The following is a 15,139-nucleotide window of genomic DNA, read 5'->3' as shown; positions in this document are numbered from 1 at the left end:
GATCAGTGTCCGAGAGTGGATTCGATGCGGGAGATCATGCGTTCGAGCAGGTCGTAGGTCGGCGGATCGACCACGTCGACCAGGGTCTGCGGCACCTCGAGCTTGCGCGCCTTGGCCTGGGCGAACAGCGCGGCGTTGTCGGTGCCGCGCAGGCCGTAGCGGTGGGCGATCGCCTGGATGCGCGGATCGCGCTCGAACACCTCGGCAAAGCGCGCGCCCTTGTCGCTGATCGCGACGATGGTGTGCTTGGTCAGGATGGTCGGCTGCGGATACAGCAGGACCATGTTCGGGTCCACGGCGGGATGCTTGAAGGCGTATTCGAGGAACTGCTGCTCGTAGATCATCACCAGCGGGCTCTTGCCGAGCTTCATGGTCACGTAGTCCTCGAACGGACCCGACGAACTGGCTTCCTGATAGCCCTGCTTGGCGAACAGATGGACCAGGCGATCGGCGACGCCGTCGGCGACGGTCTCGGTGTCGACCACGTTGTCGCCGTTGGCCAGATAGCTCGCCAGCGCGAGGTACATCGCCGCCGAGTTGCTGGTGCGCACGTCGGTGCTGGTGATCAGCACCGACTTGCTGACCGCGTAGTTCGGATTGGGCTGCAGTTCCTTCCAGCGCGCGCCTTTTTCCATCAGCTCGACCAGCTTGCGCATGTCGACGATGAAGTAGGTGCCGCCTTGCTGGTGGACGATGCCGTTGCCTTCGAGCGTCGGCAGCAACTGCTTCCAGCTGGCCACCGCCATCGGCGTGTAGAAGCTGTTGAACACGCGGCGCGAGCCGGTGACCGCGGCGATCTTCTTGGCCGCGGCGGCGCCGGCCGGGTAGGCGACGTCGAATTGCTTGAGGTCGGGGCGAGTCGCGATCTCGCGCGAACCGGCCTTCTGCACGTCCAGCGTCATGCCTTCGCCGGCGAGGATGCGGGTCAGTTCGGGGTCGCGCAGGAAGTCCAGCTTCTCCGAGCCGGTCAGCACCCGCACGGTGATCTGGCGCGCGGCCGCGGCGTCGTTCGCGGCGGCCTGCTGCGCGGCCTGGTCGCCGGCGCGCTTGTCCTTCGCCGAAAACACGACCCCGGCGGCCACGCCCAGCAGAAGCAGCAGGGCCAGGCCGGGTCCCAGGAATTTCTTCATCAGCACGTCCCCTGTGTGTCGATTGCGGATCAGCCCGATGGACCGGATAGGTCGCGATGGCCGCGCGTGTCGTTGTCGGCTTCCAGTCCGGCGATCGGAATGCCCTTGCTGCGGCAGTGTTCGATCGCCAGCCGCTCCATCAGGTTCGACATGCTGCGGTTCTCCATGCCCGCCGCGACCTCCAGCGCCTCGCGGACGCCCGGCTGGGTGCGGAAGGTGGTGACCACGGTGCGGTTGGCGGCTTTCGGCATGGAACCGAATACAAACGAGTGCGGAATGACAGACATTGGACGCCGGTTGTATTTCAGTTTCATGGCAGTCATGGTTGGCCGCCGAGGCCGGGACCGGCTCCAAGACCGCAGGCAGGCCGGACCGGTGGTTACGCCGGGTGCCGGTCCTCGCCCACACAACCACCACCGAGGGCCGAGATGGGCCACGGACCGAAGAAGGGATTCTCATGAAACAAATAGCGGGCGCGCTCCTGTTCGGCGCAGTCGCCCTGGTCGCCGCCGCGTCCGTCGCCGCCGAGCAGCCCTCGGATATCAGCGCCGGCATCGATCCTTCATCGCGCAGGCTCAACCCGGCGAAGTACCCGACGCAGGCGATCGAGGCCTGCGTCGACGGCACCGTGATCGTGGTGGTGCAGATCGACAAAAACGGCGAGTTCAGCAAGGCGACGGTCGAACGATCCGGCGGCCAGGCCTATTTCGACGAGGCGGCGCTGGAGGCGGCGAAGCATTGGACGTACTTCCCCGCGGTCGAAGGCGGCCAGCCCGTGCCGGGAAAGATCCGCGTGCCCGTGGACTTTCCGGTGCATGACCGCTGCTGGGTGTCGGTCGAGGTCGATGTCCAGGCCCGGCCCGATAGCGCATCGATGAAGGCGAATCCGCCGAAGTGGCCCGCCGCGGTCAAGCACGAAAAGCTTCGCGGCAACGTCGTGCTGCTGATCCAGGTCGACCGCGACGGCGGCCGGAAAAACCTGAAGGTCGGCGTGTCCAGCGGCCGTCAGGACATCGACGAGGCGGCCATGCTCGCGGCGCTGCAGTGGTTCTATCGGCCGGCCGTGCTCGACGGCAAGCCGGTCGCGTCGGTGCTCCACTGGCCGGTGTATTACGGACAAAAGACGCCGCCGGCCTATCGTTGACGCAACGCGAATGCGCGGCCGGACCGGTGACATCGCGCGACCGCGCGCGGCAACCTTCCCACGCCAGTAAGCATGCCGCGCACCGATCGAGATGCGCTATCGTGCGGCGATGTCCGCATCGACCGTCCTGCTGCGCGTGTTGCTGAGCCTGATCCTGGTTTTGAACGGGGTCTGGTCGGCGAAGGCGTCGGTGCAGATGTCCATGCCCACGGCGATGCCGTCGAGCGAACACGCGAGCGAGGCGAGAGGCAACGCCGCCGGCTCGCACTGCGCCGGACATGCGCCGGCGATGGCGGCGAGTCCGCGCGATGCGGGCCATGCCGATGCGCCCGCCGCGCCGTCGAAACCCTGCGACCCGAGCGCGCCGGATTGCTGCGAATCCTCGGCATGCCGATGCGCCTGCCCGCAGGTGTGCGCGTCGCTGGTTCCGATCCTGCCCCAGGCGCCGCGGCTGGCCGCACATGATCGCGCGGCCGGCGCGTTGGCGCGGGCCTACCCCGCGCCGGCCTTGCCGCATCTGATCCGACCTCCCATCGCCTGAGCGTCCGCCGGCGCCTTGCGCGCCTGTGTCGCCGTGCCCGGCGCGCCATCGCGCGCGGCCGCCTCGGCGCTCATGTCCGTGTTCAACGGACATCCTCCGACGCATGTGGAGTTCCCATGTCATTCGATTCTTTTCGCGGCCGCGCGCGTGGGCCGCGTCTGCCGATGCAGCGACGCTTCGTGCAAAACCGTCGCTCGATGTTTTGCCGTATTTCAGCAAGTCCCGGCCCGTCCGACGGTGCGTGCGGTCTTGGCTTCGCGCGGGTTCGCAAGGAGGCGCCATGACTGTCGCCACGCGATCCATTCTCGGCGTCGCCGTTGCCGCCGGCTTCATAAGCCTGCTCGGCGCGATCGCCGTATACAGCGGCGTCTACAACGTCGCCGCCGACGAACCGCATACGCGCGGCATGTACGCGTTGCTGGAAACCGCGCGCGTGCGTTCCATCGCCGTGCGCGCCGACGCGCTGCAGGTGCCGGCCGATCTCGACGATCAGGCGCGCATTCGCCAAGGCGCCGGCAACTACGCCGCGATGTGCGCCGGTTGCCACCTCGCCCCTGGCGAAGAGTCGACCGAACTGAGCAAGGGCCTGTATCCGGCGCCGCCGGACCTCACGCGCAACCTCGTATCCGCCGGCGAGGCGTTCTGGGTGATCAAGCACGGCATCAAGGCCAGCGGCATGCCGGCCTGGGGCAAGAGCATGGGCGACGACTACATCTGGAACCTGACCGCCTTCGTTCAACGCTTGCCCAAGCTCGATCGGCCGCAGTACGACGCCCTGGTCGCCGCCAGCGGCGGCCACTCGCACGGCGGCGGCGAGACCGGCGGGCATGCGCATGGGGCCGCGGAACCGGAGGAACACGATGAAGCCGGTCCCCAGGACGCCGCGCATCGCGACGACGGCCTCGCGCGGCAAGGCCACGCCGGCCACGACGCGATGAGCGAAGCGCCCGATCCGCCTGCGTCGAACGGCGCAACGTCCCACACCCACGCCGACGGCAGGCAACACGTCCACGCAGCGGCGGACAAGCCTCGCTCCTCGGCGCCCGCGCAGAGGCCCCCGCGATCCTCAGGCGACCTGGCCACGCCCACGACAGAACCCCAATCCCCCTCGACATCGCAAGACAGTCATGAACACCGACATTGATCCTTCACTCACTCATTCACCCGTCACCGCCAACCGGCGTCAAGGAGAACCGACATGCGCATGAATCCTCTGGCAAGACTGTCGCTGCTGTTGGGAACCGGCCTGGCGCTGAGCGCCTGCGCGCGACCGCCCGAGACCTCGCTGGCGGCGACGCCGGTTCCGCTTACGCCATCGACTCAGGCAACGGCCGCCGTCGCCGATACCTTGCCGCGCGTGCTGGTCCACAAGAGTCCGACCTGCGGCTGCTGCGGCCTGTGGGTCGAGCATCTGCGCCAGGCGGGGTTTCCGGTCGAGGTTCGCGACCAGGAAAACATCCACCCGATCAAGGAACGGCTCGGCATTCCGTTCGGCAAGGGCTCGTGCCACACCGCCCAGGTCGACGGTTATGTGATTGAAGGCCATGTGCCGGTGCAGGACATCAAGCGCCTGCTCGCCGAGCGCCCGCAGGCGCGCGGCCTGGTGCTGCCCGGCATGCCGGCCGGATCGCCGGGCATGGAAATGCCGGACGGACGCGTGGAGCCGTACACGGTGGAGCTCATCGCCACCGATGGCAGCACCCGGCCCTTCGCCCGGCATGGGAGCGCCGGGTCGCCTTGATGGATTCGTCGTCGCCGTCGTCGCGCCGGGACGCTGCGCATGCGGGCGACCCCGCGCGTCGGCGGCGGCCGCGTTTGAGCACGCAGGCATTCGCGCGCGGCGCAGGGATTGCGGCACTTGTGCGGCGAGGTTTGCAGCAAGGATGATCGCCGGCGGACGCCCGCTTTGGTCCGTGCATGTGCGTGATCCGCATGGCAGTTACGAATTGCGGCCAGTTCACGGCGATCGTCCGCAACCCCCGGCTCGACCCATGGAGGCCATGATGTTGGCGTTTTCGCTGATTCTCGCGACCGCATCCGCGGCGGCGCCCGCCGCACCGATCGCCGATCCGGCCACGATCGCCGCGATCGAAGCGACCTGTTTCGACTACGTCGACGGCCAGCTCGAAGCGAATCCGGAGCGGGTCGCGCGCGCACTGCATCCGGACCTGGCTAAGCGCGCGGTGATCGGCGACACGCCGTACGAGCGGCTGGGCCTGCGCCGCATGTCGAAGGAAGAACTGGTTGCACTGACAAAACAAGGCGCGCTGAAGACGCCGAAAGACCAGTGGAGCCGAAGCTGCCGGGTGCTCGACGTGACCGACGAGGTCGCATCGGTCCGTCTGGAAACGCCGTGGTTCGTCGACTATTTCCATATGGGCCGATTCGACGGCAAGTGGATCATCGTCAACGCGCTTTGGCACAGCAAGCCCAAGCGCAAGTGAGGCATGCACACGTGACCGGCGCGCCATGATCGAGCTGCAACCGCTGCGTTCGCTGACGTTATCCACGTCGCAGGCCGCCATGCCCGATCGCCTGAGTGCGGCCAGCGGCATCGTGGTCGTCGGCGAGGTCGGGTACGTGGTCGCCGACGACGAACTGCATCTGGGTGTGTTCGATCTCGCCGGACGACACGATGGCGGCTGGGTGCGGATCTTCCCGGGCGACCTGCCCGACGAGGCGGCCGCGCGCAAGGCGCTCAAGCCCGATCTGGAAGCGCTGGTCCGCTTGCCGCCGTTCGCCGGTCATCCGGACGGCGCGCTGCTGGCCTTGGCCTCGGGCTCCAAGCCGAACCGGCGGACCGGTGTACTGCTCGGTCTGGACGCATCGGGTGCGTTGAGCGGCGCGCCGCGGCCGGTCGATCTGTCGGTGCCTTACGCGGCGTTGCAAACGCGCTTTCCCGCGTTGAACATCGAAGGCGCGGTGGTGCGCGGCCAGGAGCTGGTGCTGTTGCAACGCGCCAGCGGCGGCCATCCGGAAAACGCACTGATCGGCTTCGCGCTTGCGCAGGTATTGGATGCCTTGGGCGCCGTCGACGAACTGCGGCTGCCTGAGTTGCCGGCACGTTTCATTACGGTCGACCTGGGCCAGGTCGATGGCGTTCCACTGGGTTTCACCGACGGGTCGGCGTTGGCCGATGGTCGGATCGTCTTCAGCGCGGTCGCCGAGCATGTCGACGATACGTATCACGATGGGCCTTGCGTCGGCGCGGCGGTAGGGATCGTAGACATGGAAGGACGAGTGCAGCGGCTGGAGCTCGTTGAGCCGGTGCAGAAGATCGAAGGAATCGATGCGCGCGTGGATGCAACCGCGATTCGATTTCTGCTGGTGACGGATGGGGACGATCGCGGCGCGGCGGGCGCATTGTTCGGTGCGTCGCTTGTGTTTTAGCATCGAATCGGATGTCACTGACGCGCTGATGGGCCGCTGCTTGGGTTAGCAAAAACACACGCGAAGGGCGATGCGCATGGGCGTCTTTTGTGCCCAGCGGGGCAGTGTCGAAGCCTGCGCCGTAGTTGCGTTTTCGTGGTCGCGGCTTGCGCCGCTCCTACAGGTAGACCTTACGGCTTTCGCCTCATTTCAGTCATCGCACCCAGCGCTGCGAGGCTTGTAACTCGCGTTAGCAACTGCACACCCGGAGGGCGACGCGCATGGATGCGCGTCGCGCGCCACCGGGACATGGATGTCCCGTGTGGCGCGTGCCCGCGTATGCATCGCACTTGCGGGCCTTTGATCCACAACAAAGCGTTTTTCTTTGGTTACCTTTTGACCGAAGGGAATCCAGACGGACTTTTGTCGCTTTAGACAAAAGAAAGTGACCCGCCGCTTTAGTGGCGGAAGCTTTTGATCTAGCTTCAGATTTGAAAGCTCTAGAGCTTATGAAGCCGAAGGCAAGATCAACGGCTTTCGTCCGCAAGCGGCCGAGTTACTTTCTTTTGTCTAAAGCGACAAAAGAAAGGTAACCAAAGAAAAACGCTTTTCTTTGAATCAAAGGCCCGCGCGTGCGGAGCAGACGCAGGCATGCGCCACACGAGACATCCTGTCTCGGTGGCGCACGGCGCACATCCATGTGCGCCGCCCTCCGGGTGTGCTTTTGTTTTCGCGAGATAGGCGCTTCGCAGCGCTGGGTGAACTGCGCGGCTTCGAGCTCAAGCAAAAGCGGCATGGCCTACCTGTAGGAGCGGCGCAAGCCGCGACCGCGCCCTACGCCACCTTCGAAACCCACGCCGTAGCTGCATTCCCGAGATCGTGGCCAAGAGCCCCCAAAAGCAATAGCACCGCAACCGCGACGACCCCAGCCGTATCCATGCACCGAACCCCTCCAGCCTCACGCGAGGGCCCAACAGCGGATGATGGAGACGGCATGCCTATCGGAACGAATCGACGCCCCGGCCTGGCGGCGCTACACAGTTGCTTCGGTGCCATCGCGCTGACATTGATCGCTACGACCGCGCCCGCGCAGCAACCCCGCGCCGACACTGGCGTGGTCGCCACCCGACAGGTACGAACGGCCAGCAACGAAATTCGCGAAGCGCTCGCTCAGATGCAACAGATCCCTGGCGCATTTCCCGCCGTGTCGGCGGTGGTCGTGCATGGCGACGCCACGCCGCTGCGGTTCGTGCAGGGCACCGCGCGCGCAGGCCACCCGGGCCAGGTCGACCACAGGTCGCTGTTCTACATCGCCTCGCAGACCAAATCCTTCATGGCGCTGCTGGCGGCGCATCTCGACGAGACCCGGGTATTGCCGCTCGACACCACGCTCGCGCAGATCTGGCCGCAGCTCAAGCTGCCGGCGCCCGCGGACCCGGCCAAGATCACAATGGCCGACCTGCTGTCGCATCAGGAAAACCTCAGGACCGACACCTTGAACTTCCTCACCGCCTACGTTCGCGACGTACCCGCCGCCGATTACCCGGCGATGCTCGCGCGTTACACGCAGGCGCGCAGCGAAGGTTTTCGTTACGCCAACCTCGGCGACCTGATCTACGGCGCCGCGCTGGAAACACGCACCGGCCGGCCCTGGCAGGCGTGGCTGCAACACGAAGTGCTGCGGCCGTTGCGGCTCGACCGTGTCTACAGTCGCAGCTCGCGAGCGCCCGAGCGGCGGCTGACATGGAACCATCGTTGGGACGGTCGGGCCTGGATCGCCTACCCGCTTAAACCCGACGGACTCATGCACGCCGCCGGCGGCCTGCTGGCTTCTTCCGACGACATGGCCGCGTGGATGCGGGCCAACCTGCGCCGGCGTTCGCCGACCGGCACGCCGTCGGCCGGAAGTTTCGCGCGCGCGCAGCGCGCGCGGGCGAAAGCCGAACTGTCGGACGGGGAGTTCGTCTGCGACGGCTACAGCCTCGGCTGGTATTCGTGTGCGTACAAGAATCAGCAAGTGCTGATGCATCCGGGCGGCTATGTCGGCGTGGTGTCGGTGACGCTGCTGTTGCCGGCGATGGACACCGGCTTGTCGCTGGTGGTCAACAGCGACAGCGCGATGGAAGGCGTGCAGCTGGAACTGATGAAGGCGTTCATCGGCCTGGCGACCGGGCAGGCCGACGAGCGCGAGCGCCTGCGCGCGCTCGTCGACGGGTATCCCGCGCGGCTGGCCCGCACCGTGGCGAAGCGTGGCGACGCGGTGCAGAAAATCCGCGACGACACTGCCTGGGGCGGTTGGAACTGGTCGCCATCGCAGGCGCAGACGCAGCGGTACCTGGGCCGCTTCGAAAGCGATCGGCTGGGCCGGCTCGAAGTCGTGCAAGGCCGCGATGGACTGCAGGCGCGGCTGGGCGCGATGCAGTTGCGCTTGATGCCGGCCAGCCCGGGTTTGTTCGGCGCCAGCAAATCCGTGCTGGACGCGCCGGAGCCGTTTCGCTACGACGAGGCCGCGAATTCCTTGCGCTGGAACGACGATACCTTCGTGCGCGTGCCGGTCGCGGACCTGCCCGCCGGTCGCGCTACCGGGCGGCGGGTCCGGCGATGATGAAATCGCGCATCAGCGAGAAATAGTTTTCCGGCTGGCGGGTGGAAATGCGCTCGCCGTCCGCCCGCGTCTCGAATTCGTACATGCCGTGATCGGCATCGGCGAACACGACCGAGCGGATCGGACGGCCGGCCTGTTTCAACGCCGCCAGGCGGCGCAGCGTTTCCGCCGGCGGCGCGTCGCGGTCCTGGCCGCCCAGCAGCCACAGCTGCGGCACCTCCAGGTTGGCCAGCACCGGCATGGGGTCGTAGCGCACCGGAATGCCTTCGACCATGCCCGGTGCGTCCTTGCGCAATACCTGTTCCGACGCGCCCAGCACGAAGCCGCTGTAGTTGCCGCGGATAGCCGAGAACCACGGCTGCTTGGCGTACTTGCGCTTCACTTCGTCGAGCCGTTCGAAGCCTTCACGAAAATCGCTTTCGACCACCATCGCGGTGGCGTCCGCGACCTCCATCGCCTGCGCGACTGCGTCGGCGCCGAAACCGGCGCGCTTCAAGTCGAATTCGATCGCCTCGCGATCTTCCTCGAACGGCGACACCGCAAGGCCGAAGCTGACGATGACGAAATCCACCGGCTCGATGCGCGCGGCCAAGGGCGCCACCCAGCCGCCCTGGCTGCCGCCCTGGTAGCCGATGCGGCCCGCACGGCCCGCGGCGAGGCGACGGGCCTCGCGCGCGGCCTGCACGGCGTCGACCGCGAGCAGCAGATAGTCCTGAGTGTAGCGACCCGACGACACGCCGGTGCCGCGTTTGTCGTAAGCGAACACGCCGATGCCGGCGCTGGCGAACTGGCGCTGCAACGAATAATCCTCCAGCGCCGAGCTGTGCTCGGCGCCGTGGATCAACACCACGATCGGCACGCGCGCGTCGCCCGGCGGCAGGGTCAGGCGTCCGGCGAGATCGACGCCGTTGCTGCGGAAGCGGGTGTTCAATTCGATCAGTGCTTCGCGTCGGCCGGCGAGCTTGTCGAAACGGATGCCGCCCTTGCCGCAGTCGGCGATCGCGACGACGTGTCCGTCGGGGCGATCGGTCCAACCGTAATGGCTGGTCCAGCGGCCCGCGCCTGCGCCGGTGAGCGCGCCGGTGCGTCCGTCGGTATGCCGCCAGCGCAGCTGGCCGGGTTCGCCCGGACCGATATCGAGCGCGCTGCCGTCGGCCATGCGATAGCTGCCGATCTCGCAGCGCGGCGCCGTCGCCGAGTCCGCCGCCGCGGCCTGCGCGGCGCTGATGATCGGCAAGGTGGCGCCCAGCCAGGTCAGCAGCAAGGCGATTTGGGCATGTCGCAGATGGATCATGGCAACGCTCTCCGGTCGGATACGTTCCGATTTACGTAAACGTTGACATATATCGGTGGCGGCGGCAATATGGTTTCGTCGCAGGATCGACGATCTTCGTACAAGGGCCGGCCGCGTGAACGACTTCATCCATCAGCAAGGCCCCGCCTTCCTGGCTCATCTGCTGCGGCGCTTGGCCGACGAACTGGTGCAGGGCGCGAAGGACTGGTATCCCAGTGTCGGCGTCGACGCGCCGCCGCGGACGATCTCGACCCTGCTGGCGTTGGACGATCACGGCCCGCTCGGCGTGACCGAGCTGGCCGCCGTGTTGCGGCAGTCGCATTCGCTGGTGATCGTGTGGATACGCGAGCTCACCCGCCTGTCGCTGGTGCGCTCGAAATCCGATCCGGCCGACGGACGCCGCACGGTGATCGTGCTGACGCCCAAGGGACGCAAGCAACTGCTGAACGTCCGCGAAGCGCTGACGGTGATGGCGAGCGCCTCGGCCGAATTGCTCGGGCCCGACAGCGAGGCCGCGTTGTCGGTGCTGTGGGTGATCGAGCGCAGCCTGCGCGAGACGCCCTTCATCGAGCGTCTGCGACAGCACGAGGCGAAACGCGGCGGCTGATCGCGGCCGCCGCGGCGTTCAAGCCAAGCGTCAGGCCTGTTCGATACCGCGGCCGATCCGCAGCACGTGCCCGTCGGGATGGCGCACATGCATCTCGCGCACGCCCCAGGGCATGTCGGTCGGCGCCCAGGTGATGTCGATGCCCTGTTCGAGGCAGCGCCGATGGACGGCATCGACATCGTCGACCCACACCGAGATCCACACGCCGGTTTCCGCGGCCTCATCGGCGCCCGGGCCGAAGGTCGGCCTGTCTTCGTTGCCGCCGCGGCCGCCTTGCCCGTTCAGGCACAGGAAGATTTCGCATTCGCCCGAGCCGACACTGCCGAAGGTCGGCGGCGTGCCCCAGTCCCAGCATTTCGTCCAGCCGAGTTTTTCGAACCACGCGAAACTGCGCTGCAGGTCGGAAACGTTCAGGATGGGAGTCATCGCTTTGGCGTACATCGCCGGCCTCTCGTTCGATCGCGGGTGGCGCGATCCATGCGCGCCGCGCCGCTGACCGCATGGACGGATTGTTAGGCGCTGCTGAAACTTCGCTCACCGGATGATAACGCCGCCGCGCTTATCCATGAGCGTGCGCATCGCGGAGAGGATCACCGTCATGAACCTGAGCAAGCAGCAAGGCGAGATCGAACGGCTCGAGAACGAATTCTGGAAATCGATGATGGACGGCGCCCCCGAGGTCGCCACCGCGATGCTGACCGAACCGGCCGTCATGGTGAGCGGACACGGCGCCAACAAGTTCGACCATGCGGCCTACACCAAGATGGCGAAGGACGGCAGGTACAAGCTCACCGCCTACGAGATATCCGCGATGGACGTGGTGTTTCCGCGCGACGACGTGGCGGTCGCCAGCTACCACGTCAATCAGAAATTCGAGCACAACGGCGAGCCCGTCGAGATGGAGGTGTACGACACCTCGACCTGGGTCAAGCTCGACGATCGGTGGCGCTGCGTGATGCATACCGAGAGCGTGGCGGCGCCGCGGAATTGATGTGCCGATGTGTTGTGGCGTCGTATACCGACAAAGCCGTCCCTAGCGAATGCGTCGTCCGTTCTCGTCGATCACCGCCTCGCCGTCTTCCTTCGCGAACGGTGCGCTTACCGGCGGCAGGATATCCAGCACTCGCTCCGACGGCCGGCACAGGCGCACGCCCAGGGCCGTCTGCACGAACGGGCGATTGATCAGCACCGGCGTGCGCAGCATCGCCTCAAGCAGGTCCGCATCGCTCAGTTGCGGATCGTCCAGACCGAGTGGCAGATACGGCGTTCCGGTCTGCCGGATCGCATCGCGAACGCTCAAGCCGGCGGCGGCGATCAGTTCGATCAGGCGCTCGCGGTTGGGAGGATGCTGCAGGTACTCGATCACCTCGGGTTCGACGCCGGCATGACGGATCAGCGCCAGTGTGTTGCGCGAGGTCGCGCATTGCGGGTTGTGATAGATGACGGCGTGCATGGCGGTCTCGGGAGCGCGGGGTCTCAAGTGCAGGCGCTCGCGCAGCACGGCGCGGGCGTCGAGGCGGCGATCGGCGCGGCGGCGGTCTGCGCGGCAGTTTCGATGGCCGCGGATGCGAGCGCGAGCCGCTGCGACGCCAGGTCGCCCTTGCGTTCGCTGTAGCGATCAGTGAGGTAGTCGCTGTGCGCGCGGGTCAGCAGGGTGAACTTGACCAGTTCTTCCATCACGTCGACCACGCGGTCGTAGTACGCGGACGGTTTCATCCGGCCGTGCTCGTCAAACTCCTGCCAGGCCTTGGCCACCGACGACTGATTCGGGATCGTGATCATGCGCATCCAGCGGCCCAGCAGGCGCAAGGCGTTGACCACGTTGAACGACTGCGAGCCGCCGCAGACCTGCATCACCGCGAGGGTGCGGCCTTGGGTCGGGCGCACGCTGCCTTCTTCCAGCGGCAGCCAGTCGATCTGGTTCTTGAACACCGCGGTCACCCCGCCGTGCCGCTCCGGACTGACCCACACCTGACCTTCCGACCACAGCGACAGCGCGCGCAATTCCTGCACCTTGGGATGGGTGGCGGCGACGCTGTCGAGCATCGGCAAGTCGTGCGGATCGAACACGCGGGTGTCGGCGCCGAAGTGCCGCAGCAGACGTTCGGCCTCCAGCGCCAGCTTGCGGCTGAAGGATTGAGGGCGCAGCGAGCCGTACAGGATCAGGATGCGCGGCCGATGATCGGCGGCGCCGAGCCGCGCCGGATCGGGCGTGGGCAGCGCCGCCGCGTCGATATGCGGCAGATCGGCAAGAGGCGGGGGCGAAGAGGGCATAACAGGTTGCTCGCGGCTGTCTGTTCCATTATTCTAGATTAATGGAAATGACAGAAGCAACCCAATCCCTGGCCGCGCTGGGCCACGCCTCGCGGCTGGCGATCTTCCGCCAGCTGGTGGAGGCCGGGCATGGCGGCCGCATGGCCGGTGAACTGGCGCAGGCGCTGTCGCTGCCGGGCGCGACCTTGTCCTTCCACTTGAAGGAGTTGATGGCCGCCGGCCTGATCCACGGCGAAGCGCGCGGGCGTTACGTCAACTACCGCGCGGACTTCGATGCGATGAACGGTCTGATCGCCTTCCTGACCCACAACTGCTGCGCCGGCGATGCCGCGGCCTGCGTCGCGGACGCGAACAATTGCCCGCCCGCAGGCGAGCGCAAGAGCGGCCGCCGCTGAGCGGTCGCCGTGTCGATGTGCGCGTTTACCGTCGCGCTCACCCCTGGCTTTGTAGAGTGACCCACGGCCTACGCCGACAGGACATTCGAATCATGCGATCGCACCCATGAGCCAGATCATCAGTCCCTTGGCCGGAAAACCCGTGCCCGCATCGGCGCTGGTCGATATCCAGACATTGCTGTCCGCCTACGCCGACCTGCAACCCGATGCGTCGGTCGCGGCGCAGCGTGTCGCGTTCGGCACCTCGGGCCATCGCGGCACCTCGCTCGATCGCAGTTTCAACGCCTGGCACATCCTCGCGATCAGCCAGGCGATCTGCGATTACCGCAAGGGACAAGGCATCGACGGGCCGTTGTTCATCGGCGTGGACACGCATGCGCTGTCGCAGCCGGCGTTCGAAAATGCGCTGGAGGTGCTGGCCGCCAACGGCGTGGACACGATGATCGCCAGCGGCGGCGAGTTCACCCCGACGCCGGCGATCTCGCATGCGATCGTGGCCCATAACCGCGGCCGCACCCGCGGATTCGCCGATGGCATCGTGATCACGCCGTCGCACAATCCGCCCGACAACGGCGGCTTCAAGTACAACGCGATCAACGGCGGCCCGGCCGGCACCGACATCACCGCGTGGGTGCAGAATCGCGCGAACGAATTGATCGAGGCCGGCCTCAAGGGCGTCGAGCGCATGCCGTACGCGCAGGCGCGCGCGGCCTCGTGTATCCGCGAGCACGATTACCTCAACACCTACGTCGCCGATCTTGCGAACATCGTCGACTTCGACCTCATCCGCAGCGCCGCTGTCCACATGGGCGTCGATCCGCTGGGCGGGGCGGGTGTGCGCTATTGGTCCGCGATCGCGCAGCGCTACCGGCTCGACCTCACCGTCGTCAGCGACGTGGTCGATCCGCAGTTCGCGTTCATGACCGCGGACTGGGACGGCAAGATCCGCATGGACCCGTCGTCGAACTATGCGATGCAGCGGCTGATCGGGTTGAAGAACCAGTACGACGTCGCCTTCGCCTGCGATCCCGATCACGACCGCCACGGCGTGGTCACCCGCAGCGGCGGCTTGATGGAGCCGAATCACTATCTGTCGGTGCTGATCGATTATTTGTTCCAGCATCGGCTGCTGTGGGGCGAGCAGGCCGCGGTCGGCAAGACCGTGGTGAGCACCGCGCTGATCGATCGCGTGGTCGAGCGCCTGGGCCGCCGGCTGTTCGAAGTGCCGGTGGGGTTCAAATGGTTTTCCGACGGTCTGCTCGACGGCTCGCTCGGCTTCGGTTGCGAAGAGAGCGCCGGCGCATCGCTGCTGCGGCGCGACGGCACGGCGTGGTCGACCGACAAGGACGGCCTGGTGCCGGCGCTGCTGTCGGCCGAGATCACCGCGCGTCGCGGCCGGGACCCGGGCGAGGCTTATGCGCGGTTGACCGACGAACTCGGCAAGCCCTTCGCGAGCCGCGTCGATGCGGCCGCCACGCCGGCGCAGAAAGCCAAGCTGTCGAAGTTGTCGCCGGGGCAATTGCGCACCGACCGCCTGGCCGGCGAGACGATCGAACAAGTGCTCAGCGCGGCGCCCGGCAACGGCGAGGCGATCGGCGGCATCAAGGTCGTGGCCGCCGACGGTTGGTTCGCCGCGCGGCCGTCGGGCACCGAGGCGATCTACAAGATCTACGCCGAAAGCTTCAAGAGCGACGAGCATTTGCAACTGCTGTTGCGCGAGGCGCAGCAGATCGTCGACGCGGCGTTGAAGTAACACGGCGGGTACGTGCGCACCGGACCG

Annotated in this window: 17 protein-coding genes; 11 read left to right on the top strand and 6 right to left on the bottom strand. The window is 66.8% G+C overall.

Features of this window, described 5'->3' with window-relative positions; genetic code table 11:
- Nucleotides 1-2: 2 nt before the first annotated feature.
- Nucleotides 3-1,130: a hypothetical protein gene (locus KME82_RS25690; RefSeq protein WP_215496560.1), complete on the bottom strand. Its 1,128-nt coding sequence runs from the start codon at nt 1,128-1,130 to the stop codon at nt 3-5.
- A 29-nt stretch (nt 1,131-1,159) separates the two neighbouring features.
- Nucleotides 1,160-1,444 (bottom strand): hypothetical protein, encoded by a 285-nt coding sequence (locus tag KME82_RS25685; protein ID WP_215496559.1) that lies wholly within the window; start codon nt 1,442-1,444, stop codon nt 1,160-1,162.
- A gap of 11 nt (nt 1,445-1,455) precedes the next feature.
- On the opposite strand from KME82_RS25685, the gene KME82_RS25680 reads away from it, so the two are divergent.
- The 7 genes from KME82_RS25680 to KME82_RS25650 all read left to right on the top strand — a co-directional run bounded on the left by KME82_RS25680 (nt 1,456) and on the right by KME82_RS25650 (nt 8,789).
- Nucleotides 1,456-2,274 (top strand): energy transducer TonB, encoded by an 819-nt coding sequence (locus tag KME82_RS25680; RefSeq protein ID WP_215496558.1) that lies wholly within the window; start codon nt 1,456-1,458, stop codon nt 2,272-2,274.
- Nucleotides 2,275-2,383: 109 nt separating this feature from the next.
- Entirely contained in the window at nt 2,384-2,815 is a 432-nt protein-coding gene (locus KME82_RS25675; RefSeq protein WP_215496557.1) for a CopL family metal-binding regulatory protein, read from the top strand.
- Between the two features lie 280 nt (nt 2,816-3,095).
- The gene (locus KME82_RS25670) at nt 3,096-3,959 is read left to right on the top strand and encodes a c-type cytochrome (RefSeq protein WP_215496556.1); all 864 of its coding nucleotides are present in this window, start codon (nt 3,096-3,098) and stop codon (nt 3,957-3,959) included.
- A 60-nt stretch (nt 3,960-4,019) separates the two neighbouring features.
- A complete protein-coding gene (locus KME82_RS25665; RefSeq protein WP_215499216.1) occupies nt 4,020-4,556 on the top strand; it encodes a DUF411 domain-containing protein in 537 nt (178 codons plus the stop codon).
- 262 nt (nt 4,557-4,818) lie between these two features.
- On the top strand, nt 4,819-5,259 hold the full coding sequence (locus KME82_RS25660) for a nuclear transport factor 2 family protein (RefSeq protein ID WP_215499215.1): 441 nt from the start codon (nt 4,819-4,821) through the stop codon (nt 5,257-5,259).
- Between the two features lie 25 nt (nt 5,260-5,284).
- On the top strand, nt 5,285-6,205 hold the full coding sequence (locus tag KME82_RS25655; protein WP_215496555.1) for a DUF6929 family protein: 921 nt from the start codon (nt 5,285-5,287) through the stop codon (nt 6,203-6,205).
- A 1,153-nt stretch (nt 6,206-7,358) separates the two neighbouring features.
- Nucleotides 7,359-8,789, top strand: coding sequence for a serine hydrolase domain-containing protein (locus KME82_RS25650; protein WP_215496554.1), 1,431 nt, complete (start codon nt 7,359-7,361; stop codon nt 8,787-8,789).
- On the opposite strand, the gene KME82_RS25645 is transcribed toward KME82_RS25650, so the two are convergent.
- On the bottom strand, nt 8,764-10,212 hold the full coding sequence (locus tag KME82_RS25645) for an alpha/beta hydrolase family protein (RefSeq protein ID WP_252255545.1): 1,449 nt from the start codon (nt 10,210-10,212) through the stop codon (nt 8,764-8,766). The two genes, KME82_RS25650 and KME82_RS25645, sit on opposite strands and share 26 nt — an antisense overlap.
- Between KME82_RS25645 and KME82_RS25640 the strand changes: the two genes are divergently transcribed.
- Nucleotides 10,199-10,690 carry a MarR family winged helix-turn-helix transcriptional regulator gene (locus KME82_RS25640; protein ID WP_215496553.1) on the top strand — a complete coding sequence of 164 codons (492 nt, stop codon included), beginning with the start codon at nt 10,199-10,201 and terminating at the stop codon, nt 10,688-10,690. The genes KME82_RS25645 and KME82_RS25640 overlap by 14 nt on opposite strands.
- A 30-nt stretch (nt 10,691-10,720) precedes the next feature.
- Here KME82_RS25640 and KME82_RS25635 read toward each other — a convergent pair whose 3' ends face one another.
- Entirely contained in the window at nt 10,721-11,116 is a 396-nt protein-coding gene (locus KME82_RS25635) for a bleomycin resistance family protein (protein WP_215496552.1), read from the bottom strand.
- Nucleotides 11,117-11,288: 172 nt separating this feature from the next.
- Here KME82_RS25635 and KME82_RS25630 point away from each other — a divergent pair, with 172 nt between their 5' ends.
- Nucleotides 11,289-11,681 (top strand): nuclear transport factor 2 family protein, encoded by a 393-nt coding sequence (locus KME82_RS25630; protein ID WP_215496551.1) that lies wholly within the window; start codon nt 11,289-11,291, stop codon nt 11,679-11,681.
- Between the two features lie 42 nt (nt 11,682-11,723).
- Here the strand turns inward: KME82_RS25630 and arsC are convergent, their stop codons facing one another.
- Nucleotides 11,724-12,143, bottom strand: coding sequence for an arsenate reductase (glutaredoxin) (gene arsC / locus KME82_RS25625; protein ID WP_215496550.1), 420 nt, complete (start codon nt 12,141-12,143; stop codon nt 11,724-11,726).
- A 23-nt stretch (nt 12,144-12,166) separates the two neighbouring features.
- A complete protein-coding gene (gene arsH, locus KME82_RS25620; protein WP_215496549.1) occupies nt 12,167-12,964 on the bottom strand; it encodes an arsenical resistance protein ArsH in 798 nt (265 codons plus the stop codon).
- 41 nt (nt 12,965-13,005) lie between these two features.
- On the opposite strand from arsH, the gene KME82_RS25615 reads away from it, so the two are divergent.
- Both KME82_RS25615 and pgm read left to right on the top strand, forming a co-directional pair.
- The gene (locus KME82_RS25615; RefSeq protein WP_215496548.1) at nt 13,006-13,359 is read left to right on the top strand and encodes an ArsR/SmtB family transcription factor; all 354 of its coding nucleotides are present in this window, start codon (nt 13,006-13,008) and stop codon (nt 13,357-13,359) included.
- 106 nt (nt 13,360-13,465) lie between these two features.
- Nucleotides 13,466-15,112 (top strand): phosphoglucomutase (alpha-D-glucose-1,6-bisphosphate-dependent), encoded by a 1,647-nt coding sequence (gene pgm, locus KME82_RS25610; RefSeq protein WP_215496547.1) that lies wholly within the window; start codon nt 13,466-13,468, stop codon nt 15,110-15,112.
- Nucleotides 15,113-15,139: the final 27 nt, after the last annotated feature.

This window comes from Lysobacter capsici, assembly GCF_018732085.1.
In the GTDB taxonomy this organism is placed as follows: domain Bacteria; phylum Pseudomonadota; class Gammaproteobacteria; order Xanthomonadales; family Xanthomonadaceae; genus Lysobacter; species Lysobacter capsici_A.
Note: the sequence above shows the minus strand (reverse complement) of the source record. Positions and strands in the feature narration are given on the sequence as shown.

What these genes read in the sequence shown, in the direction of transcription:
- KME82_RS25690 (WP_215496560.1), bottom strand. Translation starts at nt 1,130, where the DNA reads ATGAAGAAATTCCTGGGACCCGGCCTGGCCCTGCTGCTTCTGCTGGGC.
- KME82_RS25685 (WP_215496559.1), bottom strand. Translation starts at nt 1,444, where the DNA reads ATGAAACTGAAATACAACCGGCGTCCAATGTCTGTCATTCCGCACTCG.
- KME82_RS25675 (WP_215496557.1), top strand. Translation starts at nt 2,384, where the DNA reads ATGTCCGCATCGACCGTCCTGCTGCGCGTGTTGCTGAGCCTGATCCTG.
- KME82_RS25670 (WP_215496556.1), top strand. Translation starts at nt 3,096, where the DNA reads ATGACTGTCGCCACGCGATCCATTCTCGGCGTCGCCGTTGCCGCCGGC.
- KME82_RS25665 (WP_215499216.1), top strand. Translation starts at nt 4,020, where the DNA reads ATGAATCCTCTGGCAAGACTGTCGCTGCTGTTGGGAACCGGCCTGGCG.
- KME82_RS25660 (WP_215499215.1), top strand. Translation starts at nt 4,819, where the DNA reads ATGTTGGCGTTTTCGCTGATTCTCGCGACCGCATCCGCGGCGGCGCCC.
- KME82_RS25655 (WP_215496555.1), top strand. Translation starts at nt 5,285, where the DNA reads ATGATCGAGCTGCAACCGCTGCGTTCGCTGACGTTATCCACGTCGCAG.
- KME82_RS25650 (WP_215496554.1), top strand. Translation starts at nt 7,359, where the DNA reads ATGCAACAGATCCCTGGCGCATTTCCCGCCGTGTCGGCGGTGGTCGTG.
- KME82_RS25645 (WP_252255545.1), bottom strand. Translation starts at nt 10,212, where the DNA reads ATGAAGTCGTTCACGCGGCCGGCCCTTGTACGAAGATCGTCGATCCTG.
- KME82_RS25635 (WP_215496552.1), bottom strand. Translation starts at nt 11,116, where the DNA reads ATGACTCCCATCCTGAACGTTTCCGACCTGCAGCGCAGTTTCGCGTGG.
- KME82_RS25630 (WP_215496551.1), top strand. Translation starts at nt 11,289, where the DNA reads ATGAACCTGAGCAAGCAGCAAGGCGAGATCGAACGGCTCGAGAACGAA.
- arsC (WP_215496550.1), bottom strand. Translation starts at nt 12,143, where the DNA reads ATGCACGCCGTCATCTATCACAACCCGCAATGCGCGACCTCGCGCAAC.
- arsH (WP_215496549.1), bottom strand. Translation starts at nt 12,964, where the DNA reads ATGCCCTCTTCGCCCCCGCCTCTTGCCGATCTGCCGCATATCGACGCG.
- KME82_RS25615 (WP_215496548.1), top strand. Translation starts at nt 13,006, where the DNA reads ATGGAAATGACAGAAGCAACCCAATCCCTGGCCGCGCTGGGCCACGCC.
- pgm (WP_215496547.1), top strand. Translation starts at nt 13,466, where the DNA reads ATGAGCCAGATCATCAGTCCCTTGGCCGGAAAACCCGTGCCCGCATCG.